The following is a 26,799-nucleotide window of genomic DNA, read 5'->3' as shown; positions in this document are numbered from 1 at the left end:
GCCCACGACCGACACGCGCGGCCCCAGGCAGTCACCCCCCGGACCGGGCCAGGCCGGCAGCGCGGACGCCGCGCAACAGACCGGCAGGCACCCCTATCCCGCACCGGGACAAACCTCGGCCGCAAACCTGCCCCAACCATCCGGCAGGCTCCCGTACCCCGGACCAGCCGAGACCGCGGACTTCCCCCAGGGAACCGGCAGGCATCCCCTGCCACCGACCGGAGGGCGGCCGGTCCCGCCCGGCGCCGGTAGGCGTCCGCTTCCGCCCCCTGGACACCGGTCCCAGCCGTCCATGGCGCCCATTCCGGCAGATGGCCTTGCCCCAGGCGTCAACCGACCGCCGATCGGGCAGCGCCTCGCACCCGGTGAGCCGGAGGTCGGTCACCCGCAGGGGACCGGCGAGCACCCGGACGTCACGCCACGGCCGGACCCACCGGGCAGGCGCCACCCGGACGGCGGCCACGGGCAGGTATCCGGCAGGCACCCCATCCCGGACCCGACCGGCCAGAACCGGGCGGCCACCGGCCTCGACGGCGGCCAGGACGGCCCCCGGCCGCACATCCCGCGCCAGCAGCCGCCCGGCCAGTCGTCCATGCCCCGCCAGCAGCCGCCCGGCCAGTCATCGGCGCCCCGTCACCCCGGCCAGGCGTCCCTTCCGGGGGTCACCAACGGGCTGGACAACCCGGAAGCACCCTCCCGGGTCCCGCTGACCCCGCCGCCGAACGCGACCGGCGAGGAGATGGTCTGTCTCACGACCGAGATGGAGGCCATCGGCGAGGCGACCCAGAAGCGGCGCCGGGTCGACGAGACGCTCGCCCGGTTCTCCAAGGTCCACGATGACCTCAAGGCCGAGGAACGCGCCCGCAAGTCCAAGCGCAGCAAGCTGAACCCGTGGGCCGCGCAGGACGACGAAATGGAGGACCACCTCGACGAGTTGGCGCAGATCCCCGGCGAGCCGACGGTTCTGGTGCCGGTCGTCCAGGCGGAGCCGAAGAAATCGCCGAAGCGGAGCCGCTCCGCTCTGGTCGCCAAGCTGTTCGCGGGTGCCACCGCCGTGCTCGTGTTCATCGCGACGGGCGTCGGGTGGGGGTTCAAGAAGTGGGCTGACGAGAGCATCGACCAGGTGCGGGCACTCGACCCGAACTCCAGCGCGATCCTGAACGCCGAGGGGCAGCGCGGCGACGAGAACTTCCTGCTCGTCGGCTCCGACACGCGGGAGGGCGCGGAGGCCGAGGAGGGTGTCGGCGACGCGGGCCAGGTGCCGGGCGCCCGCTCCGACACGGTCATGATCGCGCACGTCCCGGCCGACCGGAAACGGGTCGTCGTGGTGTCGTTCCCGCGGGACCTGGAGATCAGCAGGCCCGAGTGTGAGCGGTTCGACGCCAAGGCCGGGCAGTACACCGGCGAGCGGGCCACACCGCAGCAGACCGCGAAGATGAACTCCGCCTACCAGATCGGCGGGCCGCTGTGCGTGACCAAGGTGGTACAGCAGATCTCCGGTCTGCAGATCACCCGGTTCATCGGCATCGACTTCACCGGCTTCAAGGGCATGGTCGACGCCGTCGACGGGGTGCGGGTGTGCGTCGAGAAGCCGATGTACGACACCTTCCTGAAGAAGTGGATCGTGCAGGAGGCGGGCACCGAGGTCGAACTGCGCGGCGACCAGGCCCTCGATTTCGTCCGCTCCCGGCATGTGCGCGGCGACCCGACCTCGGACTACGGCCGCATCAAGCGCCAGCAGCGGTTCCTGTCCTCCCTGCTGCGCAAGGCGATGTCCGGCCAGATCCTGCTCGACCCGAGCAAGCTCACCGACTTCACCGGCGCCTTCGCCGAGTCGACCTTCGGTGACAACATCGGCCTCGACTCGCTGTTCCAACTCGGCCGGTCGCTCGGGGGGCTGGAGGCGGGCCGGGTCACCTTCGTCACCGTGCCGACCGTCGGCGAGGCGAACGGCCGCGGCAACGAGGTGCTCCGCAAGGAGGACACCGGCAGCCTGTTCCGGGCGATCATCAATGACCAGCCGCTGCCCGGCGAGCAGGCCGCGGCCCCGCCCGGCGGCAGCCAGCAGGCGTTGCCGCAGCCCGCGCCGCTGCGCCAGGAGCCGGTGGACCCGAAGACGCTGAAGATCCAGGTGCTCAACGGGGGCAACGAGACCGGCGGCATCGCGCGCCGCACTGCCGACAAGCTCGCCGCGTTCGGGTACACGGTGGTGCAGGTCAACGCCGGTCCGTCGGTGCCGAAGACGGTCGTGCGCTACGGCAAGGGCAACGAGGCCGCGGCGTTGACCCTCGCGTCCTCGGTGCCGGGCGCCGAGTTGCAACAGGACCCGTCGATGGCGGGCGCGCTGGTGCTGGTGCTCGGCCCGGAGTACAAGGGCCAGGTCATCGAACCCGGCACGGGCGAGACCCCGACCGCGCCTGAGCCCGAACCGCTGCCCAACGACCTGTCGACCATCAACGGCGGCGACGTCACCTGCGCCTGAGCGCGGACTGGTCGCGTGTGGTTCACCCGGCATTCATCCGGCGATGGGGTACCGCGGACCAGTGGCCTCTAGGCTGTGGCCATGCGTGAGGCCTACCATCTCGAACTCGGAAAACTCGCCGACCATCTCGCCGGAATGTGCTCGATGGTCGCCGAGGCCATGGAGCTGGCCACCCGGTCCCTCCTGGAAACCAATCTCGGCATCGCCGAACAGGTGATCAGCGGCGACGAGAAGATCGACGACGCCCGATCGTCCTGCGAGGAACACGCATACGCGCTGCTCGCGCTGCAGGCCCCGGTGGCAACCGACCTGCGCACCGTGCTGGCCGCGATCCACGCCGCCGAGAGCCTGGAGCGGATGGGCGACCTGGCCCTGCACGTGGCCAAGGCCGCCCGGCGCAGGCACCCCGCGCCCGTGCTGCCCGCGCCGGTGCACGGGTACTTCGCCGAGATGGGCCGGGTCGCAGTCGCGCTGGCCGCCCAGGCCGAGGAAGTCATCCGGTCGCAGGACGTCGACGCCGCGCGTGCCCTGGAGGACGCCGACGACGAGATGGACGACCTGCACCGGCACCTGTTCACGGTGCTCATGGACAAGGAGTGGCCGCACGGGGTGGCCGCCGCCGTCGACGTGACGCTGCTGGGCCGGTTCTACGAGCGCTACGCCGACCACGCGGTGTCGGTGGCCAAGCGCGTCGTATTCGTGGTGACGGGCCGGATGCCCGGCGCGGCCGACGAGGACTTCTGAGCGGTCAGTTCCGGGGCGTGACCGAGTCGATCAGCTCACCGAGCTGCTGGGTGAGCCGCGCGCTGTCGGCCGGGGAGTACGTCGCCCGCACTTCGCCGTCGTCGGTGGGGCGCGTCAGCGAGAGGTAGCGGCCTGCGTCGGTGTCGATCCAGCCGACGGTGCCCGCGTCGATCTCCCTGCCGTGCCTGCCGCGCGCGCTGACCAGGAAGAACCCGGAGCCGGTGCGCGGGCGCTCCAGCATGGTCTCGGCCATCCGCAACTGCGCGTCCGACGCCGAGCGGGGCGCGCGGACCTTGTGGATGAAGCCGCCGTCGCCCTCGGTCTGTTTCTGCGGCGCGGGCTGGACCACCTGAACGGACTGGCCCGGGCCTGCCGTGGCAGGGGGGAGCAGGGCGACCACCGTGCGGGCCAGCGCGGCCGGGCTGATCAGCTCGAACCGCAGGCTCTGCCCCTCCTGGACGGCGAGCACGGCCGTCTTCCCCGTGGCCGCGGCGCGGGCCTTGACCTGCCGGTCCTTGTCGATGGAGCCCATGACCGCAATCCCGATGTCGTGCTCGCCGGTCACCACGAGCGCCGACTCGACGTCTGGGTCGAGCTGGTTGCGCCTGAGCAGCCCACGGTTGGCCAGGTCGGTGAACACGGCCTTCGCGATCCGGTTGCGATCCTCCTCGAACTCGCCGAAGCTCGGGATCTCGAACGGGAACTGCCTGCAACTGATCCGAAGCGCCTGGGAGAGCATGTCCACCGCCGCGAGCGACAGTGTGAACGACCTTGGCATCAGCGGCTAGCCACCGATCACCGGGGGTGAGGTCATCTCGTCGGTGCCGAACACCTGGTCGGGGTCGGCCTCGACCAGGTACGCGGGCCGCTGGTGCTCCTCGTCCTCGCCGCCTTGGCCGCGCGCGCCGCCACCCATGCCGCCACCCATACCCGCACCGCCGCGGCCACCTGCCGCGCCCGGGCCACCCGCGCCCGCACGGCCGCCGGTCGCCGCCTGTTCCGCCGCGAGCGCGCCCGCGCCCGAAGCCACGCCGGGCCCACCGGGCCGGGCGCCGAGCCCGCCCGCACCCGGGCCGCCGAAGCCGCCGCCGCCGGGGCCGAAGCCACCGCGGCCGCCACCGAAACCTGCCGCCCCGCCGCGGCCGCCGCGGGCGTTGTCGCCGCCCGGACCCATCGCGCCGCCGCCGATCGGCGGAACGCCTCCGGGGAAGCCACCGCCGGGGCCGCCACTGCCCGGACCGCCGGAGCCGGGACCGCCCGCGCCCGGCAGGGGCGGAACACCCGCACCGGGGTCGAAGCCGCCGGGACCGGTGCCGCTGCCGGGACCGCCGGGCGTGCCGCCCGGACCGCCACCTCCCGGACCGCCGCCGGGGCCGCCCGGGCCACCGCCGGGCGGGGGCGTGAAGCCACCGGGTGGGACGGCACCGCCGCCCGGACCGCCGGGACCGCCACCTGCCCCAGGGCCGCCACCGCCGTTGACGGAGACGCCAGTGCCCGAGCCCTGCTGGACTCCGGCGCCACCGCCCTCGGTGCCCGTGCCGGTGCCGTCGCCGCCGGTCATGACCGGCGGGGGCGAGAAAGCGGGCATGGTGGCCGCGCTGCCCAGGGTGCCGTCGTAGGTGCCGACCACCCGCGCGGCCTGCTCGTGCGCGGCCTGGCTCGCCCGGTAGTCGTTCATGTAGCCCGCGGCCTTGGTGGCCCACAGGACCGGGTTCGTGGTGGTCAGCAGGTCCTGGTTGGCCGCGGCGAAGTTGAACGGCACCTCTTCGGGCATCGAGTTCTTGGCCTCGGACAGCGCCGCGGCCTGGATGTTCGTCTGCGTCCCGGCGAGCTGCGCGCTCTGCCCCGCCTTGCCCACCCAGTTGCCCACATCGGCCATGAACTGGCGCGCCTGGTCGCCTGCCTGGCCCTGCCAGTCGGCCTGGCTGTTGTTGATCGCGTCCGCGACGCCGGACTGGAACCTGGCCATGGCGTTGCCCGCACCGACGTACAGGTCGCCCATCTCGCCGACCTGGTCCGGGTCCACCTGCTCGGTGACCATCGGCTTGAGCGCCGAGTGCGCGTAGCTCAGGTAGTTCGTCTGCTGCAGCGCGGGCGACTGCCGCAGGTCGACGCCCTGGGTGAGCGCGGTTGCCTGGGCGCTCAACTCCTGGCTGTACTGGTCGTTGACCTCACTGTTTCGGGTGAACGCCCGCCAGAACTCCCACCAGTTGGCGTCCTCGATCTCCTGGTCGACCTGCTGCTCGGCTTGCTGCTCGACCGCCGCTCCGGTCTCGGAGGTACCCCGTCGATCGATGTAGACCCCGCTGCCCGAGTCGTAGGTCGCGTCATACGACGGCGACGCGGGGTCGTAGTTCGGGCTCGACGGAGTGGACACGTCGACGGTCGTGCTGTCGGCCGACGGCGGGGTGTAGGTCCGGGCATATCCAGGCATGGGGTCTCCTCCCGCTCGTCAGGGCAGTTCAGGTTCAACAAGCTTGGCAGCCCGCGACGCCACATCGCAGGACTTCTCGAACAGCGACCCGGTGGCGACGATGTCGACCCGGACCGACTTCGTCACGCCGAGCGTGAAGACACAGTTGTCGGCGATGCCGGTGAACCGAACCGCGTCGTGCTTACCGATCGGCGGCAGGGTCTCGACCTGCCCCTTTGCGACGATATCGGCGATCCCGAGCGTATCGAAAATGGCGACGCCCAAGTTGACGTTCTCTCTCAGCGTCGCGCCCCTGATTTTCCAGCTACAGCTTCGGGCACGGCCGATTTTTTCCTCTTCGCCCTTCGCGTCTTCGAAGCCGAGAGCGGTAGCCGCGGACGCGGGCATCAGGTCACACGGGCCGATGTCCGCGAGCGGACTCGGATTAGCGCTGGTTGAGGGCACCGAGGGCTTCGTGGGTGTCGAGGTTTCTGGTTGGCCACTGCTGCCACCCGGTGTGGGTGTGCCCGCGGTCGTCACCGAACATCCCGCGGCCAGCAGTATCGCCGTCAGCAACCAAACCAGAACCGAACGCCTCACGGTAATCCCCTGAATCCCTGTTCGCGATGTGCCGCAGCTCAGCGGAGTCTGGTCGAGATGACCTGGTCAGTCTGCTGATAGTTCGCCATGGCCTGGCGAATGCCCTCGTCGGCCTTGATGAGCGCCTCGTCGAACGCCTGAAGTTGGGTGAGAAACCCCTGCGTGTCGGTCGCGACCTGCTGCACGTGTGGGCGCATGACGTTGGCGCCGTTGCTGCTGCCGAGCGCGGGTTCCTGGCCGAGGAGGTGGAGCCGGTTACGCTCCCCGTCCAGCCAGTCCTTCATCTCGGCGATGGCCTTGAGCAGGGCGGCGCCGCCCTCCTCGTTGACCGAGAACGCGCCCGATTTGGCGCCGCCCGCGAAGTCGGCCATGGACTTGCCGATGCCGGTACCCGCCACCGCGCCACCCGCGTCGTCGACGTACATGTGTGCCCCTCAGTCCGATCGCCGTTCGAACCCCAGGGAACCGTACCAATCGCCCGCAGGGTGCGTCTGCTGTGTGACGAAACGACTACCCATGTGGTTCCACGTGGAACCGGCGAAGTCCCCGCACTAGCCGAAGCGGCCGGAGATGTAGTCCTCGGTGGCCTTCTGGCCAGGGTTGGAGAAGATCTTCTCGGTGTCGTCGACCTCGACCAGGCGGCCGGGCTGGCCGACGCCCGCGAGGTTGAAGAACGCCGTCTGGTCGCTCACCCGGGCCGCCTGCTGCATGTTGTGGGTGACGATGACGATCGTGTAGTCCTTCTTCAGCTCGCCGATCAGGTCCTCGATGGCCAGCGTCGAGATCGGGTCGAGGGCCGAGCAGGGCTCGTCCATCAGCAGCACGTCGGGCTGCACGGCGATGGCGCGCGCGATGCACAGGCGCTGCTGCTGGCCGCCGGAGAGGCCGCCGCCGGGTTTGGTGAGGCGGTCCTTGACCTCGACCCACAGGTTGGCGCCGCGCAGGGCGCGCTCGGCGACCTCGTCCAGCTTCTTCTTGTCGCGCTCGCCCGCGAGCTTGAGGCCGGCGACGACGTTGTCCCGGATGGACATCGTCGGGAACGGGTTCGGCCGCTGGAAGACCATGCCGATGGTGCGCCGGACCGACACCGGGTCGACGGTGGCGGCGTAGACGTCCTCGCCGTCGAGGAGCACCTTGCCCTCGGCGCGGGCGCCCGGGATCACCTCGTGCATGCGGTTGAGCGAGCGCAGCACCGTGGACTTGCCGCAGCCCGACGGGCCGATGAACGCGGTGACGTTGCGCGGCGGCACCGCGAGCGAGACCTCGTCGACGGCGTGGAACTTGCCGTAGTAGAGGTTCAGGTCCTTGACATCGATGCGCTTGGCCATGATTGGGTAGTTACCGCCCGGTCACTTGGTCTTCAGGGACGTCAACCGCGAGATCAGCGATCCCAGCAGGTTGAACACGGTGATGATGAGGATCAGGGTGACCGCGGCACCCCAGACCCGCGCCTCGCCGACCTCGCCGAGGGCGTTGCGCTCGGAGGTCATCAGCAGCGGCAGCGACGCCATGCTGCCGCCGAACGGGTCGAAGTTGATGAAGGTCGTGTAGCCGACGAGCACCAGCACCGGCGCGGTCTCGCCCATCACGCGGGCGATGGCGAGCGAGATGCCGGTGATGATGCCGGACAGCGCGGTCGGGATGACGATCTTGACGATGGTCTTCCACTTGGGGATGCCGAGCGCGTACGCGGCCTCGCGCAGCTCGTCGGGGACGATCTTGAGCAGTTCCTCGGTGGTCCGCACGACCACCGGGATCATCAGCAGCACCAGGGCCAGCGACACCGCGAACGCGCTGCGCGGCATGCCGAGCGTGGTGATCCACAGCGCGTAGATGAACAGTGCCGCGACGATCGACGGCACGCCGGACAGGATGTCCACGGTGAAGGTGACCGCGCGCGCCAGCCGCGAGCGCTTGCCGTACTCCACCAGGTAGACCGCGACGAGGATGGCGATCGGCACCGCGATGACCGCGCAGATCAGTCCTTGCAGCAGGGTGCCGATGATGGCGTGGTAGACGCCGCCGCCGAACTGGCGCGAGGTGAGGCCCGCGAGGGACTTCTGCCACCAGTCGGCGTTCAGGACGCGGGTGAAGCCCTTGGCCAGCACCGTGAAGAGCACCCAGACCAGCGGCACGAGCGCGATCAGGAACGTCGAGGTGACCAGGACCGTGGCGATCCGGTTCTTGACCTTGCGGCCCGAGCCGACCTGCTGGAAGGCGGGCGGCGCCGCGGGGCGGTCGAGGTCGGTCGCGGCTGTCATTCGTACTCCTTGTGACCCGCGATGATGGACCGGGCGAACGCGTTGACCACGAAGGTCAGCACGAACAGCATGAGTCCGGCCGCGATGTAGGCGCCCGCGCCCCGCGGGTCGTTGAACTCCGGCGCGGCCCGGCCGATCTTCGAGGCGATCGTGTCGCCGCCGTCGAACAGGCTGAAGCTGAAGTTCTGCGTGGTGGAGCTGAGGATGATCAGCACGGCGATGGTCTCGCCGAGCGCGCGGCCCAGCCCGAGCATCGACGCGCTGACGTAGCCCGCCCGGCCGAAGGGCAGCACGGTGGTGCGCACGACCTCCCACTTGGTGGCGCCGAGCGCGAGCGCGCCCTCGATCTGGGTGCTCGGCGTGCGGTCGAACACCTCGCGGCTGATCGCGGTGATGATCGGCAGCAGCATGACCGAGAGCACGATGCCCGCGGTGAAGATGGTCTGGCCGATGGCGAGGCTGGAGCTGCCCTCGGCGAACAGCGGGATCCAGCCCAGGTTCTCGTTGAGCCACTCGGTCACCGGCGCCAGCGCGGGCGCCAGCACGTAGGCGCCCCAGAGGCCGTAGATGATCGACGGCACCGCTGCCAGCAGATCGACCAGGTAGGCGAACGGCCGGGCCAGCCTGCGCGGCGCGTACTGGGTGAGAAACAGCGCGATGCCGAGCGAGACGGGCATCGCGATGATCAGCGCCAGCACCGAGCTGAACACCGTCACCAGCAGCAGGTCGAGCACGCCGAACGCGAGGTTCGCCGGGTCGGCGTTCCATCCCCGGCTGAACAGGAAGTTGGCCTGGTTGTCGACCAGTGACGGGATCGCCTGGATCAGCAGGAAGATGCCGATCAGCGCGATCATCAGGACGACGAAGATGCCGGAACCGACCGTCAACGCCTTGAAGATCCGGTCACCGGGTCTGGTGATGACCTTGGCGCCTGCCAGCTGCCCCGGCGGGGGACCGCCTGCGCCCTGCGCGGTGGATGACATCACGGCCTCCGGTGCGGTGTTGGACGCCGAACCGCCCCGCGGCCCGTTCTGGGCTGCGGGGCGTCCGACCGTGGCGGAGTCGCTCATCGCTGCTCGCCTCGACTCGAAGTCTGCCAGTACCGGTTAGGCGATGGCCTTGATGGCGGTGAGCAGCTTCTCCTGGAACTCGTTGGGCAGCGGCACGTAGCCCGCGTCGGCCAGTGCGGCCTGCCCGTCGGTGGCGGCGACGGTCAGGAACGCCTTGACGGCCTTGGCGGTGTCGGCGTCGTAGCCCTTGGAGCAGACGACCTCGTAGGTGGCGAGCACCAGCGGGTAGGACCCGGCGGTGTTGCTGGCGTAGAGGGCGTCGAGGTCGAGGACCAGGTCGTTGCCCTCGCCCTTGACCTTGGCGGCCTTGATGGCGTTGGCGGCGGACTCTGCGGTCAGCTCGACCGGGCCGGAGCCACTGTCGATCTTGATGGTGGACAGCTTCTTGTCCTGGGCGAAGGACCACTCGACGTAGCCGATGGTGCCGTCACCGGCGCCGACGGCCTCGGCGACACCCGCGGAGCCCTGGGCACCCTGGCCGACGCCGCCGTTGAACTTCTTGCCCGCGTCCTTGGTCCAGGCGCCCTTCGCCGCGGCCTTGAGGTACTTCTGGAAGTTGTCGGTGGTGCCCGACTCGTCGCCGCGGTAGATGACCGTGATGGCCTTGTCCGGCAGAGTCTTGCCGCTGTTGATCGCGGCGATCTCCGGGGCGTTCCACTTGGTCACGGTGCCACTGAAGATCTTCGCGGTGACCTCGGCGGTGAGCGCGATGTCGGTGGCGCCGTCGACCTTGTAGGCGATGGCGACCGGGCCGAAGACCATCGGCAGGTTCCAGGCCGGGTTGCTCTTGCAGCGCTTGGCGGCCGCCTCGACCTCGCCCTTGTCCTTGCTCAGCGGCGAGTCGGTGCCGCCGATGTCGACGATGCCCGCGTTGAACTGCTTGATGCCCGCGCCGGAGCCCGACGGGGTGTACGCCAACTGCTGACCGCTGCACTTCGCGACGTACGCGGCGGTGAACGCCTCGATGGCGCCCTTCTGCGCGCTCGATCCCTCGGCGACGAGGTCCTTCTTGCCGCCGCACTCGACCTCGGCGGTCTTGGTCGGCGCGGGGGCAGCGGTGTTGTTCTGGGCCGCGGGGGTGTTGGCGTCGCTGCCACACGCCGTGAGCGCGAGGGCGCCCGCCGCGATGATGCCCAGCACGGACGCGTGCCGCTTGATGATCACGTGATTCCTCCAGGCAGGAGTCTTCTCTTGGCGCGGCGTCACTCTCCGTCCGCCGCCTCGCCGGGGACGCTAGGCAGCGGTAATGGACGCTTTCCCCTGTAGAGGTGAACGCAGGGTGAACAAGCACCCGATTGTGACCGGCGCGACGTGCTGGACCCGTACCCGTGTCCCCGTCGTGACCTGGGCGTTTGCCGTACGTAACCGACTATGCGCCCGGAGTGTCCACAAGGGAGTACTGGACGTCGGCGGCCGATCGGGCGAACCCCATTCGGCCGTATACCGCAACCGCGGGCGCGTTGTCGGACTCGACGTAGAGGACCACCTCGGGCAGACCGAGGCCCCTCAGATGGCCTAGCCCGGCGAGGGTGAGCGCCTTGCCGAGCCCGCCGCCCTGCGCGTCGGGGTCGACGCCGACGACGTAGACCTCGCCGATCTTGCCCGGGTGCACCTTGGTCCAGTGGAAGCCCAACACCCGGTCGTCGGCGTCGACGGCGAGGAAGAAGCCCTCGGCGTCGAACCAGGACTCCCGCTCGGTCGCCTCGACGTCGGCCGCGGTCAGCGCACCCTGCTCGGGGTGCCAGTCGAACGCGCGCCGGTTGACCGCGACCACGGCTGCCTCGTCGCGGCCCGGCACGAACGTGCGCACCCGCACCCCAGCTGGCCAGACCGGCTCGGGCAGCGGGTCGGCGCCGAACACCAACCGCAGCTTGAGCAGCTCGCGGACCTTGGCCAGGCCGAGGCGGGCCGCGACGGCCGCCGCGCCAGGGTGGTCGCCGTGCGCCCACAACCGGACGCCGAACGCGGCCCGGTCGAGCACGGCGGCGACCAGTTCGGTGCCGACCCCGCGGCGGCGGAAGTCCGGGTGCACGAGCACCTCCGCCACTTGGCGGCCGAACGCGTCGCCCGCGGTGTCGAGGTGCGCGTAGCCGACGACGGCGCCGTCGAGGGTGGCCAGCAGGTGTTCGCCGCCGCGGTACTCGCGCGGCAGCGGCCCGTCCGCGGTCACCTCCGGGCGGCCGTCGGTCTCCCGGGCGGCGAGCAGCAGCGGACGGATCTCGGCGGCGTCGGCGCGCCAGGTCAGTTCGGCCACGGGGCCGACGGTACTTACCTGGCGTCGACGGTGTAGGTCAGGTCGGGTTCCTGGACGGCCTCGGCCTCGCGGCGGGCGCCCGCCTTGGGCGGCTGCACGAACTTGTAGCCGACGTTGCGCACGGTGCCGATCAACTGCTCGTGCTCGGGGCCGAGCTTCGCGCGCAGCCGCCGGACGTGCACGTCGACCGTGCGGGTGCCGCCGAAGAAGTCGTAGCCCCAGACCTCCTGCAGCAACTGCGCCCGGGTGAACACCCGGCCTGCGTGGTGCGCGAGGTACTTGAGCAGCTCGAACTCCTTGTAGGTGAGGTCGAGCGGGCGCCCGCGCAGCCGCGCCATGTAGGTGGCGTCGTCGATGACCAGCTCACCGAGGCGCAGCGCCCCGTCGGCGGCGGCACCGGCAGGGCCGCGCGAGGTGAGCAGCCGCAGCCGGGCGTCGACCTCGGCCGGGCCCGCGGTGGGCAGCAGGATCTCATCGATGCGCCAGTCGGAGTTGATCGCTACGAGACCGCCCTCGTTCACCACGGCGAGCACCGGGCAGCTATCGCCGCCGCTGGTCAGCAGCCTGCAGAGGCTCTTCGCCGCGGCCAGGTCGGTGCGGGCGTCGACAATGACGGCGTCGCGGGAACCCGCGTCCAGCAGGGCGGTGACCTCGGGAGCCTGGGTGCGCACCGCGTGGGGCAACAGCATCAGGGACGGGACGACGGAACCGGGCTCCGGGTCGGCGGTCAGCAACAGCAGGTCGAGGCTCATCCGAGTCCGCCTCTCTCTTGCGTAATTCCGCTCCGCGACGGTGAGGTGCGGGCCCCAAGCGGGGTTTCGATTTGCGTGGTAAACAGAATAACCGCCCGTCTCGACAAATGTCCTGGTCGTGACGTTCGCGTCACACGGATGCGCGTCCAGTTCGGCGATGGCGCGCAGGTCAGGCGGGTCGTGTTACGACCGGGTAAATCCCGCTCGGACCTGCCGATCAAGGCCGCCGCCGGACTCGTCGGGAATCCATTGTGAATGCGGTGTTACCCCGCTGAGCGTCCCATCATTCGGTCGTCGGGGGTCCTGCGTACCCTGGGTGACTGGCACGATGGTCCAGCAGAGAACGGGTGGCGGGATGACCACGGTGACGAACTCCGGCAGGCCGCAGGCCGCGCCACGGCGGCGGCGCTCCAAGACGGTGCGGCGCCTCGTCATCACCCTCGTCGTACTGCTCGGCCTGCTGGTCGCGGCCGATTTCGGGGCGGCGGCGGTGTTCGAACACGAGGTGTCCAAGCGCGCGCAGGCCCAGTTCGACCTGCGCGACCACCCGTCGGTCAAGGTCGGCGGCTTCTCGTTCCTGGTGCAGGCGTTCTCCGGCGAGTACGACCTGGTCACGGTGGACGCCAAGGGTGTGCCGGTGCGGGACACGCTGCGCGACGTCGATGTGCACGCCGACCTGCGCGGGGTGCGGGCGCCGCTGTCCGACCTGGTGTCCGGCTCGCTGACCGGGGTGCCGGTGCGCGAGGTCGAGGGCCAGGTCCGGGTCAAGGCCGCCGACGTGAACCGGGCGATCCAGCGCAACGAGAACGAGGTCGTGTCCGCGCTCACCAACCTCACCGTCGACCCGGCCAGCGAGAAGACCGTGGCCACGGCGCCCGCCGAGGGTGCCGAGACCGAGCAGGAGGACGAGATCGCCGACCAGGAGGGCAGCACCGCCGGGGTCCGGCTGTGCGGCACCGCCGACATCGCGGGCCAGTCGACCGAGCTGTGCGTGTTCTCCATCATCTCCCTGGTCGAGGGCAAGATCGTGGTCTCGCCGAAGCGGCTGGAGCTGCGCAACGGGGCGACCAGCGCGGCGCTGCCCGCCGCCCTGCAGGCGAAGGTGCTGCCGCTGTTCGCGATCACCCTCGACCCGGGGACGCTGCCGTTCAAGGTCACGCCGACCGCGGTGACCGTCGAACCCGGCCTGCTCATGGTCAAGGGCAAGGCGACAGACCTGGTGCTGGGTCGGTGACCGGTGCGCTCGTGGCGCTCGTCACGCTGCTGGTGGCAGCGGTGGCGGGGGTCGCGCTGCGCGCCCGCGACGGTCGAGTCCGCACGCGTCGCGCGGAGGTCACCGTGGTTCCCGAAGACGTGCGCCGGGTGCTCGACCCGGACGCCGCGATCACCCTGGTGCAACTCTCGACCACGTTCTGCGCGCCGTGCAGGCACGCCAGGGTCGTGCTGAGCGACCTCGCCGGTCGGACGGACGGCTTGGCCCACGCCGACATCGATCTCACCGACCAGCCGGAGCTGGCCAAGGAGCTGGCGGTCCTGCGCACGCCGACGACGCTCGCGGTGGACGGCCGGGGTGTCGAGGTGCTGCGGGTCGGCGGCGTCCCGAACCGCGAAACCCTGTTGACCGCGCTCCGCCCGCACCTGCCCGCCTGAGTCGGTCTACCTGCGCATTCCCGGCGCGCAACCGCGCCGGACGCCGTCTCACTGGGTGGACAACTCTCTCAGCTCCAGGGATCTGGCGGTACTCTCGATCCCGTGACCAGCTACCTGACCAGGCGCCGCGCGGTGGACTTCTGCCGCGTCGACAGCAGCCTGTGTCGGGCCTCGATCTGACCGGGCGGTAGCGCGGCATTTCCAGCCGCACCCCGAGTCGCGCGCTCGCGCCTCCCCGCACCGCCCCCAGCCGGACCCCATCCCTGTACAGGTCAGGAGGCCACATGTCCGCAGGACCGGCCGTCGACCCCCGCGGTCCCCGGTTCGCAGCTTGGCTCACCACCGCCGTCCTGGTGGCGGTGCTGCTGACCGGCTGGTGGCCACTGCTCGCCGCCCAGGCTGTCGTGTTCGCCGTCGGTGCGTTCGCCGGCCTGCGCTTCTCCCCGTACACCGTGCTCTACCGCACCCTCGTCGCGCCGCGGCTGAGGCCGACCGACGAGCGCGAGGACGCCGCGCCGTTGCGCTTCGCCCAGGCAGTCGGATTCGGCTTCGCCGTCCTCGGCGCGGTCGCCTTCGCCACCGATCTGACCACGCTCGGCCTCGTCGCGACGGCGTTCGCCCTGGCCGCCGCGTTCCTGAACGCCGCGTTCGGGTTCTGCCTCGGCTGCGAGGCGTATCTGCTGATCAACCGCCTGTCCATCACCAGTAGGAAAGTGGGAACCGCCCGATGAGCCGCGAAGACGTGCTGGTTACTGCCGCGTGGGCCGAGGAGAACCTCGAAGCACCCGGGGTGGTGTTCGTCGAGGTCGATGAGGACGCCAGCGCCTACGACACCGGCCACATCCCCGGCGCGGTGAAGATCGACTGGAAGCAGGACCTGCAGGACCCGGTGCGCCGCGACTTCGTCGACCGCGCGGGCTTCGAGAAACTCCTCTCGGCCCGCGGCATCGGCACCGACGACGCGGTAATCCTGTACGGCGGCAACAACAACTGGTTCGCCGCGTACGCGTACTGGTACTTCAAGCTCTACGGCCACCAGAACGTCAAACTGCTCGACGGCGGCCGCAAGAAATGGGAACTCGACGGCCGCCCGCTCGACGCCGAGGCCGTGAGCCGCCCGGAGACCAGCTACAGCGCCAAGGACCAGGACCTCTCGCTGCGCGCGTTCCGCGAGGAGGCCGTGCAAGCCATCAACACGAAGAACCTGGTCGACGTCCGCTCCCCGGACGAGTTCTCCGGCAAGCTCGCCGCTCCCGCGCACCTGCCGCAGGAGCAGGCACAGGTCAAGGGCCACATCCCGACCGCGATCAACGTGCCGTGGAGCAAGGCGGCCAACGAGGACGGCACCTTCCGCTCCGACGACGAACTGCGCGAGCTCTACCAGGACGCCGGTCTCGACGAGGCGAAGTCGACCATCGCCTACTGCCGCATCGGCGAGCGCTCGTCGCACACCTGGTTCGCCCTGCACGAGCTGCTCGGCTACGCGGACGTGAAGAACTACGACGGTTCCTGGACCGAGTACGGCTCGCTGGTCGGCGTGCCGGTCGAAGTCGGCGCACAGAGCTGACCAACGAGAAGAGGTACGGACACATGAGTGGATGCGGAGCCCCCGACCAGAACGCGGCACTGCCCGCCAATGTCGACGCGGGCAAGGAGATCGTGCTCAACGGCAAGGTGACCAGCGGCGGTGAACCCATCGGCGGCGCCTACGTCCGCCTGCTGGACGCCACCGGCGAGTTCACCGCGGAAGTCGTCTCGTCGGACGCGGGCGACTTCCGGTTCTTCGCCGCCCCCGGCGAATGGACCGTGCGTGCCCTGCACCGCACCGGCAACGGCGAAGCCAAAGTAACAGCCGATGCCCCCGGCCTACACGAGGTTGCCGTAACCGTCGGCTAGCAGGACATCCACACGTCGAGCAGGACCGGAGCCCGGGAGAGCACAACCCTCCCGGGCTCCGACTCGTGGCGAGATGATCGATTCATCCGGTCAAGTTTGACAAATGATTCGTCAACATCGATGCTGCTTTTCATGCTGTTTGCACCGCCGCCGCTGGCCGACGACGACCACCGAGTGATCAGCGAGATCGACGACTTCAGGCAGCGCCTCCGCTACAACTTGCGCGAGCCGCGCCGATGGACCGGGCGGCTCCGCAGAAACCTCAAGGCAAGGGCGATCCGGGGCTCCAACAGCATTGAGGGTTACGACGTGTCACTCGACGACGCGGTCGCCATCGTCGAAGACGAGGAGCCGCTCGAAGCCGACCGTCGAACGTCACTTGAGATCATCGGCTATCGAAACGCCATGACCTACGTCCAACAACTCGCTGATGACCCGGGCGCGACCCTCGATCAGTCATTGCTGCGCAGCCTGCATTTCATGATGCTGGGTCACGATCTCAGCAAGAGTCCGGGACGATACCGGTCCAGTTCGATATTCGTGCACAATGAGGAAGAACGTGAGATCGTCTACGAGGGCCCGGATCCGGAACTGGTTCCCGGCTTGATGGCCGAACTGGCCGTTTCGCTAACGACACCGACCGAGCTGCCAGTTTACGTGCGCGCGGCCCTCGGCCACTTGAATCTGGTGATGATTCATCCGTTCCGGGATGGAAACGGGCGCATGGCCCGCGCCTTGCAAACCCTGATCATGGCCCGAGAACGTATCCTCACGCCCGAGTTCAGCAGCATCGAAGAATGGCTGGGGCGCCACACCAACGCATACTACGATGTCCTCGCCAAGGTCGGCGGCGGTTCCTGGCGCCCTGACCGCAGTACTGCGAAATGGGTCCGATTCAACCTGACGGCCCATCACATCCAAGCGCAAACCGTGCTGCGGCGCGTCGATGAAGCCGGGCGAATCTGGGCCGAACTGGACGAGATTCTCTCCGCGAGAAAACTGCCGGAGAGAGCCGCCGCCGCACTGTACGACGCGCTGATCGGATTGACTGTGACGCGATCCCACTACGCACTCGACGCCGAACTGGAGCCAGGCACCGCCGCCCGCGACCTACGAATGTTGGTCGCCAGCGAACTCCTGGTCCCCGTTGGCGAGACAAAGGGTCGCAGGTACGTTGCCGGCACTGAACTCAAGACAATAATGAATCGGGTACGGGCCGGCAGGCAGGCTTTGGTCAATCCATACCGCAACCAACCGAGAAAACGACGAAGCAGCCGTGCCGGGGTACGACTGCTCTAACCTGGCGGGACGACCCTGGGCGGACCCGGCAGCGAGTGCCGTCGACCGGGGCGGGTCACGTCGCACCAGTCCGGTGCCTGAGCAGCCAGATCGCAGGCCGCTACCGCAACTGTCGTCGAGTCGGTGCGGGCTGTGCGGCTATCCTCCACCCCGTGGAAATCTTCTTCACCTCACTGCTGGTGATCATGGGCCTGGCAACCACCTGGTTCGCCGGTTACGTGGTCTACCGCCTGTACGCCGACCAGCGCTGATGACGCCACCAGTCCCCGGCAGCGGTGACGCGGCGATCCAGGCCGCCGCCGAGCGGGCGGCCGCGACCGCCCACCGCAATCTGCCGCAGTTCGACGACCTGCCGATCCCGGCCGACACGGCGAACCTGCGCGAGGGCCCCAACCTGCACGACGCGTGCCTGGCCCTGTTGCCGCTCGTCGGTGTGTGGCGCGGTGAGGGCGAGGTCGTCTACCCGACCATCGACGGCCCGTTCAAGTTCGGCCAGCAGATCACGTTCGCCCACGACGGCCGCCCGTTCCTGTACTACGAGTCGCGCGCGTGGCTGCTCGACGACGACGGCACCGTGATCCGACCGGCCGCGCGCGAGGTCGGCTGGTGGCGGCCCAAGGAAGACGACACGATCGAGGTGCTGCTCGCGCACGCGACGGGTGTCACGGAGATCTACTACGGCGCCCCGCGCGGGGTGACCTCGTGGGAGCTGGACACCGACATCGTGACCCGCACGGCCAGCGCCAAGGAGGTCAACGCGGCGCGGCGGCTGTACGGGCTGGTCAACAACATCGACCTCGCCTACGTCGAGGAGCGCGCGATGATGGGCCAGGAGCTGCAACCGCACACCTCGGCGTACCTGCGTCGCGTGGTCGGCTGAAGCCGGGCCCGATGCGGCTGCGGCGGTGCGGCGCGGACGCGGTCCTGGTCGAGCTGGACTCCCTGACCGCCGTGGCCGCGGCGCGGGCCGCGCTGGCGGCGGCCGAGCTGCCCGGCCTGGTCGATCTGGTGCCCGCCGCGCGGACCGTCCTGGCCACCTTCCTACCCGGCTCGTCCGGTGCCCGGCTGCTGCGCGACGTGCTCGAACAGGCCGATCTTGCGACGCCGCCCGCGGTCGCGTCCCGCGAGGTCGTGCTGCCCGCGGTGTACGACGGGCCCGATCTCGATCTGGTGGCGGACACGGCCGGGCTGAGCCGCGCCGCGGCGATCGCGCTGCACGCCGGGGCCGACTACGCCGTCGCGTTCTGCGGTTTCGCGCCCGGCTTCGCCTACCTGACCGGCCTGCCCGAGCCGCTGTGTCAGCCGCGCCTGGACACGCCCCGCGCGCGGGTGCCGGTCGGCGCGATCGGCGTCGCGGGCGAGTTCACCGGGATCTACCCGCGCGCCTCCCCCGGCGGCTGGCGGCTGGTGGCCCGGCTGGCCGACGCCGCCGAGGCGCTGTTCGACCCCGCCCGCGAACCCGCCGCCCTGCTGGCGCCGGGCGACCGGGTGCGCTTCGAGGTGATCTCGTGACGCGCGTGCTCACCGTGCTCGCGACAGGGCCGTTGGCGCTGATCCAAGACCTCGGCAGGCCCGGCCACGCGCACCTCGGCGTGCCGCCGTCCGGCGCGCTGGACGTGCCGTCGCTGCGGCTGGCGAACCGGCTCGCGGGCAACCGGGAGGACGCGGCGGGCATCGAGGCGGTGCTGGGCGGGCTACGGCTGCGCGCGGCGGCGTCGTGCACGGTCGCGGTGACCGGCCCGAGCGTCCCCGTCACGGTCGACGGGCGCGACGTGGGCTCGCACACGCCGCTGCACCTGCGGGCGGGCGAGGTGGTGGCGCTGGGCTCGCCGAGCGCGGGGTTGCGCTGCTACCTGGCCGTGTCCGGCGGCTTGGCCGTGCCCCCACAGCTCGGCTCGCGGTCCACCGACGTGCTCTCCGGCATCGGCCCGGCGCCGCTGCGCGCGGGCGACGTGCTGCCGCTGGGCAGCCCGCTCGGCCCGCCGGTCGGCGAGGACACGGTGCCGCCGCCCAGTCCGGCCGACCAGGTGACCGTGCCGGTGCTGCTCGGCCCGCGCGAGGACTGGTTCACCGATCCGGCCGCCCAGCTCGCGGCGGCGGTGTGGTCGGTGTCGCCGGAGAGCAACCGGATCGGGCTGCGGCTGCTCGGCGCGCCGCTGGCCCGCGCGGCCGAGTTCGCCGGACGCGAGCTGACCAGCGAGGGCGTGGTCACCGGGGCCGTGCAGGTGCCCGCGAGTGGTCGGCCGGTGATCTTCCTGGCCGACCACCCGACCACGGGCGGCTACCCGGTGATCGGCGTCGTCCCGGTTCGGTACCTGTCCGAGCTGGCCCAGGCCCGCCCCGGCACGAAGGTGCGGCTGCGGGCGAAGGTTCAGGCGTACTCGGACTCGTAGAGGGCGTTCAGCTCGGCCTGCACGATGCCCGCGTCCGGCAGCACCACGCCGTCGAGTTCCCGCACCCGGGTGATCTTGCGGACGCTCGACGCCAGGAACAGCGCGTCGGCCTCGGCCAGCTCGGCCCGGTAGATCGGCTCGATCTTGGTCGACCAGCCCGCCCGCTCGGCGGCGCGATACAGCGCGGCCTGCGTGGTGCCCGGCAGGATCCCGCTGGCGGGCGGCGTCGTGCGCAGGGTGCGGCCGTTGACGATCAGCACGTTGGACGTCGGCCCCTCCAGCACCGAGCCGTCGGCGGCGATGAAGATGACCTCGTCCGCGCCGCGCGCCTCCGCGTGCCGCAGACCGGCCATGTTGACCGCGTAGGACAGCGTCTTGGCGCCGAGCAGCAGCCACGGCGCGCGCTCGACGACCTCCGGGTCGAACCCGCGGTCGAGGGTCACCGCCGCGACGCCGGACACCCGGTTGCGCAACGCCTTCTCGCTGAGCCGCAGGCCAATCGCGTACCCGGTCGGGCTGCCGTCGCCGAATTCCGGGCCGCGGGTGTAGACCAGCTTGAGCGCCATCTCACCAGGCTCGTTCCAGGCGTCGATCACGACCTGGCCCACCCGCTCCCAGGCGGCCCGGTCGGGCGGCGGGAGGTCGAGCATGGCCGCCGAGCGGGCCAGCCGGTCCAGGTGCGGACCTAGTTCGCGGGGTCGGCCGTCGACCACCAGCACTGTCTCGAACACGCCGTCGCCGCGCAGGAGTCCGAGGTCGTCGACCCGGATCTGGGGGGCGTCGGCGTCGGCGAGGGTTCCGTCCAACATCGCCAGCACGCGCATGATCCGCACCTTACGCCTGGGCAGGGCCTACCATCGGCCGGGTGGAGACCGCCCACCCGATAACCCGGCGCCGCGCCGAGCTGCGCCAGACGCTGCACGAGCGCGGCATGCGCATGACCCCGCAGCGCCAGCTCGTGCTCGACGCGCTGCTCGAACTCGAACACGCGACGCCGGAGCGGGTCTGCCAGCACGTGCAGCAGACCACGCCCACGGTCAACATCACCACGATCTACCGCACGCTGGAACTGCTGGAGAGCCTCGACCTGGTCCGGCACACCCACCTCGGCCACGGCGCGCCCACCTATTCGGTGCACGAGCACCAGCACGTCCACCTGGTGTGCCACCGCTGCGGCCACGTCGACGAGTCGCCGAGGTCGGTGATGGACGAGCTGTGCGGAACACTGCGGGCCGCGCACGGGTTCGTACTGGACGCGAGCCACCTCGCCCTGTCAGGAACCTGCAAGAGCTGCTCAGAGGAGAACACGTGAGGTCACCGATCCTCGATCTGCCCGGCGCCATCGCCCGGCCCGACGAGTCGGTGGACACCGGTGTGCCCTGGCACTTCGGCGACCCGTTCGCCGAGCAGCGGGCCGCCGCGCGCAAGGTCGCGGTGGTCGACCGCTCGCACCGGGAGGTCGTCGCTGTGCCCGGCGAGGACCGGCTGACCTGGCTGCACCTGGTGATCTCCCAGCACGTCACCGGTCTCGCCGATGGCACGGGCACCGAGGCGCTGGTGCTCGACAGCCACGGCCGGATCGACGCGCACATGGTGCTCGCGCACGCCGAGGACACGGTCTGGCTCGACACGGAGCGCGGCGCCGTCGCCACAGGGGTCCGCGGCGGGCAGGTGCCGCTGCTGGAGTACCTGGCGCAGATGGTCTTCTGGTCCAAAGTGGAGCCCCGGGACGCCACCGCGGAGCGCGCGGTGCTGTCGCTCGTCGGGCCGGAGACGCCGGACCTGCTGGGCGCTGTCGGCCTGCCGGTCCCGGCGGGCGACTACGCGGTGGCTGTCGGCTCGGGCGTGATCGTGCGCCGGATGCCGTGGCCGGGCCACGACGCGGCCGACCTGCTGGTGCCGCGCGCCGAGCTGACCGCGTGGTGGACCAGGCTGACCGACGCGGGCGCCCGCCCGATGGGAAGCTGGGGCTTCGAGGCCCTGCGCGTCGAGTCGACCCACGCCCGCCTTGGCGTCGACACCGACGAGAAGGCCATCCCGCACGAGGTCAACTGGGTGCACGTGGCCGCGCACGTCGCCAAGGGCTGCTACCGCGGCCAGGAGACCGTCTCGAAGGTGCACAACGTCGGCAGGCCGCCCCGCCGGATGCTGCTGCTGCACCTCGACGGCTCGGCCGACGCCCTGCCCGAGACGGGCGCGCCCGTGTTCGCGGGTGAGCGGACGGTCGGCCGGGTCGGCACCGTCGCCCAACACCACGAGCTGGGGCCGATCGCGTTGGCGCTGCTCAAGCGGTCGGTCGAGCCGGGGACGGACCTGGTCGCGGGCGAGGGCGAGGCCGGTGCGCAGGCGTCGATCGACCCGGACTCGGTGCCCGCCGACACCCCAGCCCTCGGCCGCGCCGCCGCCCAGGGTCTGCGGGGTTGACCGACCTCAGTCCTCGTCGAGTGCGGCCTCGAAGTCATCGTCGGTGACGTCGGGGCTTAGGCGAAGCGCAATCCACAACTGGCCAGGGGGTGTGCCAGGATCGCGCCATGGCACCGTCCACTCCCCGTCCCGGCGCGCACGGCACGTTGATCACGGTCGCGCCCACCGGGGCCGAGCACACCAAAGCCGACGTGCCCAACCTGCCGGTCACCATCGACGAGTTGGTGGCGACCGCGCGGGACTGCGAGCGGGTCGGCGCGGCGATGATCCACATCCACATCCGCGACGACGACGCCAAGCCCTCCCTCGACCTCCAGCGGCTCAAGGACACGGTGGCGGCGGTCCGCGAGCAGACGAGGCTGATCGTCCAGTTGTCCACCGGGGGCGCGGTGACCGATCCCGAAGAACACCGGCTGCGCGTGCTGGACGCCCTGCCCGACTCGGCGTCGTGCTCGATGGGGACGGTGAACTTCGGCGACGACGTGTTCCTCAACCGGTGGGAGTTCATCGTCGAGCTGCACAACCGGATGCGCGAGCGGGGCATCCTGCCGGAGTACGAGATCTTCGACCTCGGCCAGCTCACCACCCTGCACCGGCTGCTCGACCAGCACGGACTGCCCGCGGGCGGACACGTGCACGTCGACCTGGTGATGGGGGTGCCGGGCGGGATGCCGGGCGACACCGAGACCCTGGCCGCGGCGCTGCGGCTCATCCCGGACGGCGCCACGTTCTCCGCGACCGGCGTCGGCCGCACCTCGCTGCCGGTGCTGCTGGCCGCGCTGTCCGCGGGCGGGCACGTGCGCGTGGGGATGGAGGACACCGTCTCCTACGCCCGCGGCGAGCGGGTCAAGGACAATGCCCAACTCGTGGCGCGGGCGTCCGGTCTGGCCAGAATCGCGCAGCGGCCGCCGATTGGGTCGGACGAAGCGCGGGTACTCCTTGGGGTGACGAGCTGAGCGTCCGCAGCGGCAAGATATGGCGATCGATCGGTATTTATCGGAGGATGTGCGCGTGATCGAAGTCCGCCCGGGTGGGCGCAGGCGCATCGACCGGGTGCTGGCGCCGGACTACGTCGAAAACCTGGACCAGCTCGACCTGGTCGAGGTCCGCGCGCGCCGCGACGACGCCGCGCAGGAGGAGACCGACCTGTCCTACCTGCGCAGACTGCTGCACGGGCGGATCGACATCGTGCGCGCCGAGCAGAAGCGCCGGGCCACGGGCGGCTCCCAGTCGGTGGTCGACCAGCTCGCCTCGATCCTCGCCGACAACGCGGTGGGGCCCGCCATGGGCTCCGGCCGCTACCAGAGCCTGGAGCCCTCGCGGGCCGAGGCGCACCGCAGGCACGTCGAGGCCCTGGTCTCCGACGCCGACCTGTCCGACGTCGGCGCCCTGCCCGACGAGCGGCTGGCGCTGGCGCTGCACACCTACCAGTCCGAGGAGTCGTCGGTTTCGCAGCGCCGCCGCCAGGTGCAGCAGGTGATGGACCTGCTCAACGAGCAGATCGGCAGCCGCTACCGCGCGGGCAGCGCGTCGGTGGACGACCTGTTGGCCGCCGAGAGCGCCAAGTACACCGAGGGGGAGACACGCTGAACCCGGTCTTGGTCGAAGTCCTCCGCTCAGGATTCGTGGAGTCCGTACACCGCGGCTCGGTGGTCGTGCTCGCGCCGGACGGGACGGTTCGCCTTGCCCTGGGCGAGATCAACGAGCCGGTGTTCACCCGATCGTGCAACAAGCCGTTGCAGGGCCTCGGCCTGCTGCGCGCGGGCCTCGACCTGCCCGACGACGCCGACTTGGCCGTCGGCTGCGCGTCGCACAGTGGTGAGGCGGAGCATGTGGAGCAGGTGCTCGGCATCCTCGGCAAGAACGGGCTGGCCGAGTCCGACCTGGGCTGCCCGCCGGACTGGCCGATGAACGAGGTCAGCCGCAACCGGGTCATCGCGGGCGGCGGCGGCAAGCGCGCGGCGGCGATGAACTGCTCGGGCAAGCACGCCGCGATGCTCGCCACCAGCGTCCAGCTCGGCTGGGACGTGCGCACCTACCTCGACCCGGAGCACCCGGCGCAGCTCGCGATCGCCGAGATCGTCACCGAGATGACCGGCGAGGACATCGCCACCATCGGTGTCGACGGCTGCGGCGCCCCGCTGTTCGCCCTGACGCTGAGCGGCCTGGCCACCGGCTACACCCGCCTGGTGAGGGCCGACCCCGGCACCCACGGCCGCCGCGTCGCCGACGCGATGCGCGCCCACCCGCACCTGGTCGGCGGCACGGACCGCGACGACACCGAGCTGATGCAGGTCATCCCCGGCCTGCTGGTCAAGGGCGGCGCCGAGGGCGTGCACGCGATGGTCCTGCCGGACGGCACCGCGGTGACCATGAAGATCGACGACGGCGCGCCGCGGCCACGGACCCCGATCCTAGTGGGCGTGCTGCGCGCGCTGGGCTACGACGCGCCCGAACTGGCGGAGAAGGCCGAGCGGGACGTCCTGGGCGGCGGTGTGCCGGTCGGCGCCGCCCGCCTGCGCGCAGGCCTGCTCGACGACCTCGATTAGTGGTCACGACCACTAGTGGTTGCGACCACTAGTTGAAGCGTTCGCGGATCGCCAGGTCGCCCCAGAAATCGCGCAACCGGCTGAACCGGGCGGCGACGGCGGCCGCGTCGGACCGCTCGATGGCGTCCAGGATCGCGTTCACGTCCTCCGCGGAGGTGTCCTCGACCATCTCCTCGTCGTGCAGGAGTTGGACCAGGCCGCCGTAGTCGAGTTCGACGGCGGAGCCTTCGTGGAAGTTCGCGAGCCACCGGCTGGTGTCCAGCAGCACCTTGGTCGGCCCCGCCTCGCCGAAGGTCTTGTGGGCCAGGGTGTGGGCACGCTCGACGCGCCGGCGGGCGTCGCCCATCGAGGCGCGCCAGAAGACCTGGCGCAGCGGGTCGTCCTGGGGTGCGATCACGACGTGCCGCTGGGTCGGGTCGAACAAGGCGAACCACGGCAGCGGGACGGTCCAGGTGGTGGACACGACGTGCACGGCCCCGCTCGCCAGTTCGCCCAGGACGCTGGTCGCCTTCTGGCGCAGGGTCTCGGGGGACACGGTCAGCGCGGCCGTGCGCAGGGTGGGCGTCGAGGTGGCGAGGAAGCCGACCAGGGCCGCCGCCGAGCGGGCGCGCAGGTCGAGCGGGCAGACGAGTGGGCCGGGGCCCACGGTCGCCTGGTCGGTGGGTACTTCGGCCGGGTCGAGCACGAGGATGTCGCGGATCGCGCTGGCGGACGGTCGCCCGTCGGGCAGCTCGCCCGGCAGGGTGGACGGCGGCACGGAGAGCTGTGACTTGAGCCACACCGTGCGCTCGCGGATGCCGACCTCGGTGCGGTCCAGATGACCGTCTTCGATCACGGCGCGCAGCCGGTCGTGCAGGGGCGAAGGGAACGCGGACAACGGTTCGTACACCCGCAGGTAGGCGACGAACGGTCGAGGCACCCACTCATCGTTTCACGGACCGGGGCGGCCGCGGCGCCCGGGCGATCATTCGGCGCGCTGTCCGGTTCCGCACACCGTGCCGCGTCGCATCAAACCCCGTCGGCACGGTACGGTAGTTAGCAGGAATCAACTGTCGACATCTACGGGGCCGCCGTTCCCCCGGCCGCCCCGTCACTGTGCGAGGGGGTCGAGCCATGGGGCGCGGCCGAGCTAAGGCCAAGCAGACGAAGGTGGCCCGGGAGCTCAAGTACAGCTCACACCACACGGACTTCGACGCTTTGCAGCGCGAGCTGTCGAGCGGCACTGACGGCGGTCACGACAACGCTGACCGCAGCGACGACTCGTCCGAGGACGAGTACGACGACTATCGGCGATGAACCGGGGTCCGTCGCCGACCGGCGTCGGACCCACAACGCCGCACCCCCTCCGTAACGCCGTGCAGGCCACCCGAGTTCGCTCGGGTGGCCTGCACGGTGCGGCTCAGAACGCGCGCGCGTACTGGTCGGGCGGGGTCACGTCGACACCGAGGGTGGCTGCCGCGTGCAACGGCCAGTACGGGTCGCGCAGCAGCTCCCTGGCGAGCAGCACCAGGTCGGCCGAGCCGTCGGCCAGGATCCGCTCGGCCTGGCGGGCGTCGGTGATGTCACGCGCGAAAACGCGAACGCCGTACGGACGACCTCAGCGCCAGTGCGGGTGTCAGCAGACTGATCATTCTCTGACGAAGCCCGCCGAAGTGGGCCTTGTCGTTGGCGTCTTGGACGCCTTGGGCTTGAGTTCGAGCATCTTCGCGCCCGGGAACCGGGCGTCGGTCTCCTTGACCTCGACCGCCCAGTCGGCGTCCGGTTTCATGGTCATTCTCACCCGCCCGTCATCGAACAGCGTGACGGTGCAGCCATCGGCGACGTCGTAGATCGTGTACGGAGTTCCGCCGTTGGTGCCGGTCGGATGGCGACGACCGTGAAATGTCTTGTGCTCGGGCGGCACGGTGCTCCATCCTTTGTGGGTCAACCCGGTTAGCATGCCTTACGCGGCGGTGGTCTTGCCGGCGCGCGTCGCGGGCTTGGCCTCGGCCTCTGCCTCTTCAACCTCGTCG

Annotated in this window: 30 protein-coding genes; 17 read left to right on the top strand and 13 right to left on the bottom strand. The window is 70.7% G+C overall.

Annotated features, from left to right (window positions below; translation table 11 throughout):
* The first annotated feature begins 292 nt into the window (after nt 1–292).
* Nucleotides 293–2,482: an LCP family glycopolymer transferase gene (locus ACT4N7_RS17905; RefSeq protein ID WP_444829896.1), complete on the top strand. Its 2,190-nt coding sequence runs from the start codon at nt 293–295 to the stop codon at nt 2,480–2,482.
* 81 nt (nt 2,483–2,563) lie between these two features.
* Nucleotides 2,564–3,226, top strand: a complete 663-nt coding sequence (gene phoU, locus ACT4N7_RS17900; RefSeq protein ID WP_444829895.1) for a phosphate signaling complex protein PhoU — start codon at nt 2,564–2,566, stop codon at nt 3,224–3,226.
* Between the two features lie 4 nt (nt 3,227–3,230).
* Here phoU and ACT4N7_RS17895 read toward each other — a convergent pair whose 3' ends face one another.
* The 10 genes from ACT4N7_RS17895 to ACT4N7_RS17850 form a co-directional block, all read right to left on the bottom strand.
* Nucleotides 3,231–4,004 (bottom strand): ESX secretion-associated protein EspG, encoded by a 774-nt coding sequence (locus ACT4N7_RS17895; RefSeq protein ID WP_444829894.1) that lies wholly within the window; start codon nt 4,002–4,004, stop codon nt 3,231–3,233.
* 6 nt (nt 4,005–4,010) lie between these two features.
* Nucleotides 4,011–5,660 carry a hypothetical protein gene (locus ACT4N7_RS17890; RefSeq protein ID WP_444829893.1) on the bottom strand — a complete coding sequence of 550 codons (1,650 nt, stop codon included), beginning with the start codon at nt 5,658–5,660 and terminating at the stop codon, nt 4,011–4,013.
* Between the two features lie 18 nt (nt 5,661–5,678).
* Nucleotides 5,679–6,239, bottom strand: a complete 561-nt coding sequence (locus ACT4N7_RS17885) for a DUF3558 domain-containing protein (protein WP_444829892.1) — start codon at nt 6,237–6,239, stop codon at nt 5,679–5,681.
* Between the two features lie 38 nt (nt 6,240–6,277).
* On the bottom strand, nt 6,278–6,664 hold the full coding sequence (locus tag ACT4N7_RS17880) for a hypothetical protein (RefSeq protein ID WP_444829891.1): 387 nt from the start codon (nt 6,662–6,664) through the stop codon (nt 6,278–6,280).
* Between the two features lie 126 nt (nt 6,665–6,790).
* On the bottom strand, nt 6,791–7,567 hold the full coding sequence (pstB, locus tag ACT4N7_RS17875; protein WP_444829890.1) for a phosphate ABC transporter ATP-binding protein PstB: 777 nt from the start codon (nt 7,565–7,567) through the stop codon (nt 6,791–6,793).
* A gap of 21 nt (nt 7,568–7,588) precedes the next feature.
* Nucleotides 7,589–8,500, bottom strand: a complete 912-nt coding sequence (pstA, locus tag ACT4N7_RS17870; protein WP_444829889.1) for a phosphate ABC transporter permease PstA — start codon at nt 8,498–8,500, stop codon at nt 7,589–7,591.
* Entirely contained in the window at nt 8,497–9,483 is a 987-nt protein-coding gene (gene pstC, locus ACT4N7_RS17865; RefSeq protein ID WP_444829888.1) for a phosphate ABC transporter permease subunit PstC, read from the bottom strand. Before pstC ends, pstA begins: the two co-directional genes overlap by 4 nt.
* 123 nt (nt 9,484–9,606) lie before the next feature.
* Nucleotides 9,607–10,734, bottom strand: coding sequence for a phosphate ABC transporter substrate-binding protein PstS (gene pstS, locus ACT4N7_RS17860; protein ID WP_444829887.1), 1,128 nt, complete (start codon nt 10,732–10,734; stop codon nt 9,607–9,609).
* Nucleotides 10,735–10,939: 205 nt separating this feature from the next.
* Nucleotides 10,940–11,824 carry a mycothiol synthase gene (gene mshD / locus ACT4N7_RS17855; protein ID WP_444829886.1) on the bottom strand — a complete coding sequence of 295 codons (885 nt, stop codon included), beginning with the start codon at nt 11,822–11,824 and terminating at the stop codon, nt 10,940–10,942.
* A gap of 14 nt (nt 11,825–11,838) precedes the next feature.
* The gene (locus ACT4N7_RS17850) at nt 11,839–12,576 is read right to left on the bottom strand and encodes a winged helix-turn-helix transcriptional regulator (protein ID WP_444829885.1); all 738 of its coding nucleotides are present in this window, start codon (nt 12,574–12,576) and stop codon (nt 11,839–11,841) included.
* Between the two features lie 355 nt (nt 12,577–12,931).
* Here ACT4N7_RS17850 and ACT4N7_RS17845 point away from each other — a divergent pair, with 355 nt between their 5' ends.
* The 9 genes from ACT4N7_RS17845 to ACT4N7_RS17805 all read left to right on the top strand — a co-directional run bounded on the left by ACT4N7_RS17845 (nt 12,932) and on the right by ACT4N7_RS17805 (nt 19,814).
* On the top strand, nt 12,932–13,810 hold the full coding sequence (locus tag ACT4N7_RS17845) for an LmeA family phospholipid-binding protein (protein ID WP_444829884.1): 879 nt from the start codon (nt 12,932–12,934) through the stop codon (nt 13,808–13,810).
* Nucleotides 13,807–14,226, top strand: coding sequence for a TlpA family protein disulfide reductase (locus tag ACT4N7_RS17840; protein ID WP_444829883.1), 420 nt, complete (start codon nt 13,807–13,809; stop codon nt 14,224–14,226). Before ACT4N7_RS17845 ends, ACT4N7_RS17840 begins: the two co-directional genes overlap by 4 nt.
* A 284-nt stretch (nt 14,227–14,510) precedes the next feature.
* A complete protein-coding gene (locus ACT4N7_RS17835) occupies nt 14,511–14,957 on the top strand; it encodes a DUF4395 domain-containing protein (protein WP_444829882.1) in 447 nt (148 codons plus the stop codon).
* On the top strand, nt 14,954–15,793 hold the full coding sequence (locus tag ACT4N7_RS17830) for a sulfurtransferase (RefSeq protein WP_444829881.1): 840 nt from the start codon (nt 14,954–14,956) through the stop codon (nt 15,791–15,793). The genes ACT4N7_RS17835 and ACT4N7_RS17830 overlap by 4 nt, the downstream gene beginning before the upstream one ends.
* A 23-nt stretch (nt 15,794–15,816) precedes the next feature.
* Nucleotides 15,817–16,122, top strand: a complete 306-nt coding sequence (locus ACT4N7_RS17825) for a DUF1416 domain-containing protein (protein WP_444829880.1) — start codon at nt 15,817–15,819, stop codon at nt 16,120–16,122.
* A 120-nt stretch (nt 16,123–16,242) separates the two neighbouring features.
* A complete protein-coding gene (locus ACT4N7_RS17820) occupies nt 16,243–17,421 on the top strand; it encodes a Fic family protein (RefSeq protein ID WP_444829879.1) in 1,179 nt (392 codons plus the stop codon).
* A 250-nt stretch (nt 17,422–17,671) separates the two neighbouring features.
* The gene (locus ACT4N7_RS17815) at nt 17,672–18,301 is read left to right on the top strand and encodes an FABP family protein (protein WP_444829878.1); all 630 of its coding nucleotides are present in this window, start codon (nt 17,672–17,674) and stop codon (nt 18,299–18,301) included.
* Between the two features lie 11 nt (nt 18,302–18,312).
* On the top strand, nt 18,313–18,933 hold the full coding sequence (locus ACT4N7_RS17810; RefSeq protein ID WP_444829877.1) for a 5-oxoprolinase subunit B family protein: 621 nt from the start codon (nt 18,313–18,315) through the stop codon (nt 18,931–18,933).
* Nucleotides 18,930–19,814, top strand: coding sequence for a biotin-dependent carboxyltransferase family protein (locus ACT4N7_RS17805; protein WP_444829876.1), 885 nt, complete (start codon nt 18,930–18,932; stop codon nt 19,812–19,814). The genes ACT4N7_RS17810 and ACT4N7_RS17805 overlap by 4 nt, the downstream gene beginning before the upstream one ends.
* On the opposite strand, the gene ACT4N7_RS17800 is transcribed toward ACT4N7_RS17805, so the two are convergent.
* Nucleotides 19,793–20,638 (bottom strand): aminodeoxychorismate lyase, encoded by an 846-nt coding sequence (locus ACT4N7_RS17800; protein WP_444829875.1) that lies wholly within the window; start codon nt 20,636–20,638, stop codon nt 19,793–19,795. The genes ACT4N7_RS17805 and ACT4N7_RS17800 overlap by 22 nt on opposite strands.
* Nucleotides 20,639–20,745: 107 nt before the next feature.
* On the opposite strand from ACT4N7_RS17800, the gene ACT4N7_RS17795 reads away from it, so the two are divergent.
* The 5 genes from ACT4N7_RS17795 to ACT4N7_RS17775 all read left to right on the top strand — a co-directional run bounded on the left by ACT4N7_RS17795 (nt 20,746) and on the right by ACT4N7_RS17775 (nt 24,787).
* Nucleotides 20,746–21,126 (top strand): Fur family transcriptional regulator, encoded by a 381-nt coding sequence (locus tag ACT4N7_RS17795; RefSeq protein ID WP_444829912.1) that lies wholly within the window; start codon nt 20,746–20,748, stop codon nt 21,124–21,126.
* Complete coding sequence (gene ygfZ, locus ACT4N7_RS17790; RefSeq protein WP_444829874.1) at nt 21,123–22,238, top strand: CAF17-like 4Fe-4S cluster assembly/insertion protein YgfZ; 1,116 nt, start codon at nt 21,123–21,125, stop codon at nt 22,236–22,238. The genes ACT4N7_RS17795 and ygfZ overlap by 4 nt, the downstream gene beginning before the upstream one ends.
* Before the next feature lie 107 nt (nt 22,239–22,345).
* On the top strand, nt 22,346–23,194 hold the full coding sequence (locus ACT4N7_RS17785; RefSeq protein WP_444829873.1) for a 3-keto-5-aminohexanoate cleavage protein: 849 nt from the start codon (nt 22,346–22,348) through the stop codon (nt 23,192–23,194).
* Between the two features lie 55 nt (nt 23,195–23,249).
* Nucleotides 23,250–23,828, top strand: coding sequence for an RsiG family protein (locus ACT4N7_RS17780; protein WP_444829872.1), 579 nt, complete (start codon nt 23,250–23,252; stop codon nt 23,826–23,828).
* 8 nt (nt 23,829–23,836) lie between these two features.
* Nucleotides 23,837–24,787, top strand: coding sequence for an asparaginase (locus ACT4N7_RS17775; RefSeq protein WP_444829871.1), 951 nt, complete (start codon nt 23,837–23,839; stop codon nt 24,785–24,787).
* A 28-nt stretch (nt 24,788–24,815) separates the two neighbouring features.
* On the opposite strand, the gene ACT4N7_RS17770 is transcribed toward ACT4N7_RS17775, so the two are convergent.
* On the bottom strand, nt 24,816–25,706 hold the full coding sequence (locus ACT4N7_RS17770) for a hypothetical protein (protein ID WP_444829870.1): 891 nt from the start codon (nt 25,704–25,706) through the stop codon (nt 24,816–24,818).
* Between the two features lie 194 nt (nt 25,707–25,900).
* Between ACT4N7_RS17770 and ACT4N7_RS17765 the strand changes: the two genes are divergently transcribed.
* A complete protein-coding gene (locus tag ACT4N7_RS17765; protein WP_444829869.1) occupies nt 25,901–26,083 on the top strand; it encodes a DUF3073 domain-containing protein in 183 nt (60 codons plus the stop codon).
* 331 nt (nt 26,084–26,414) lie between these two features.
* Here the strand turns inward: ACT4N7_RS17765 and ACT4N7_RS17760 are convergent, their stop codons facing one another.
* On the bottom strand, nt 26,415–26,690 hold the full coding sequence (locus tag ACT4N7_RS17760; RefSeq protein ID WP_444829868.1) for a hypothetical protein: 276 nt from the start codon (nt 26,688–26,690) through the stop codon (nt 26,415–26,417).
* Nucleotides 26,691–26,799 lie beyond the last annotated feature (109 nt).

Origin of the sequence: Actinokineospora sp., from assembly GCF_052390155.1 — a bacterium.
GTDB lineage: Bacteria > Actinomycetota > Actinomycetes > Mycobacteriales > Pseudonocardiaceae > Actinokineospora.
The sequence above is the reverse complement of the archived record's forward strand: the minus strand, read 5'-3'. Positions and strand labels throughout refer to the sequence as shown.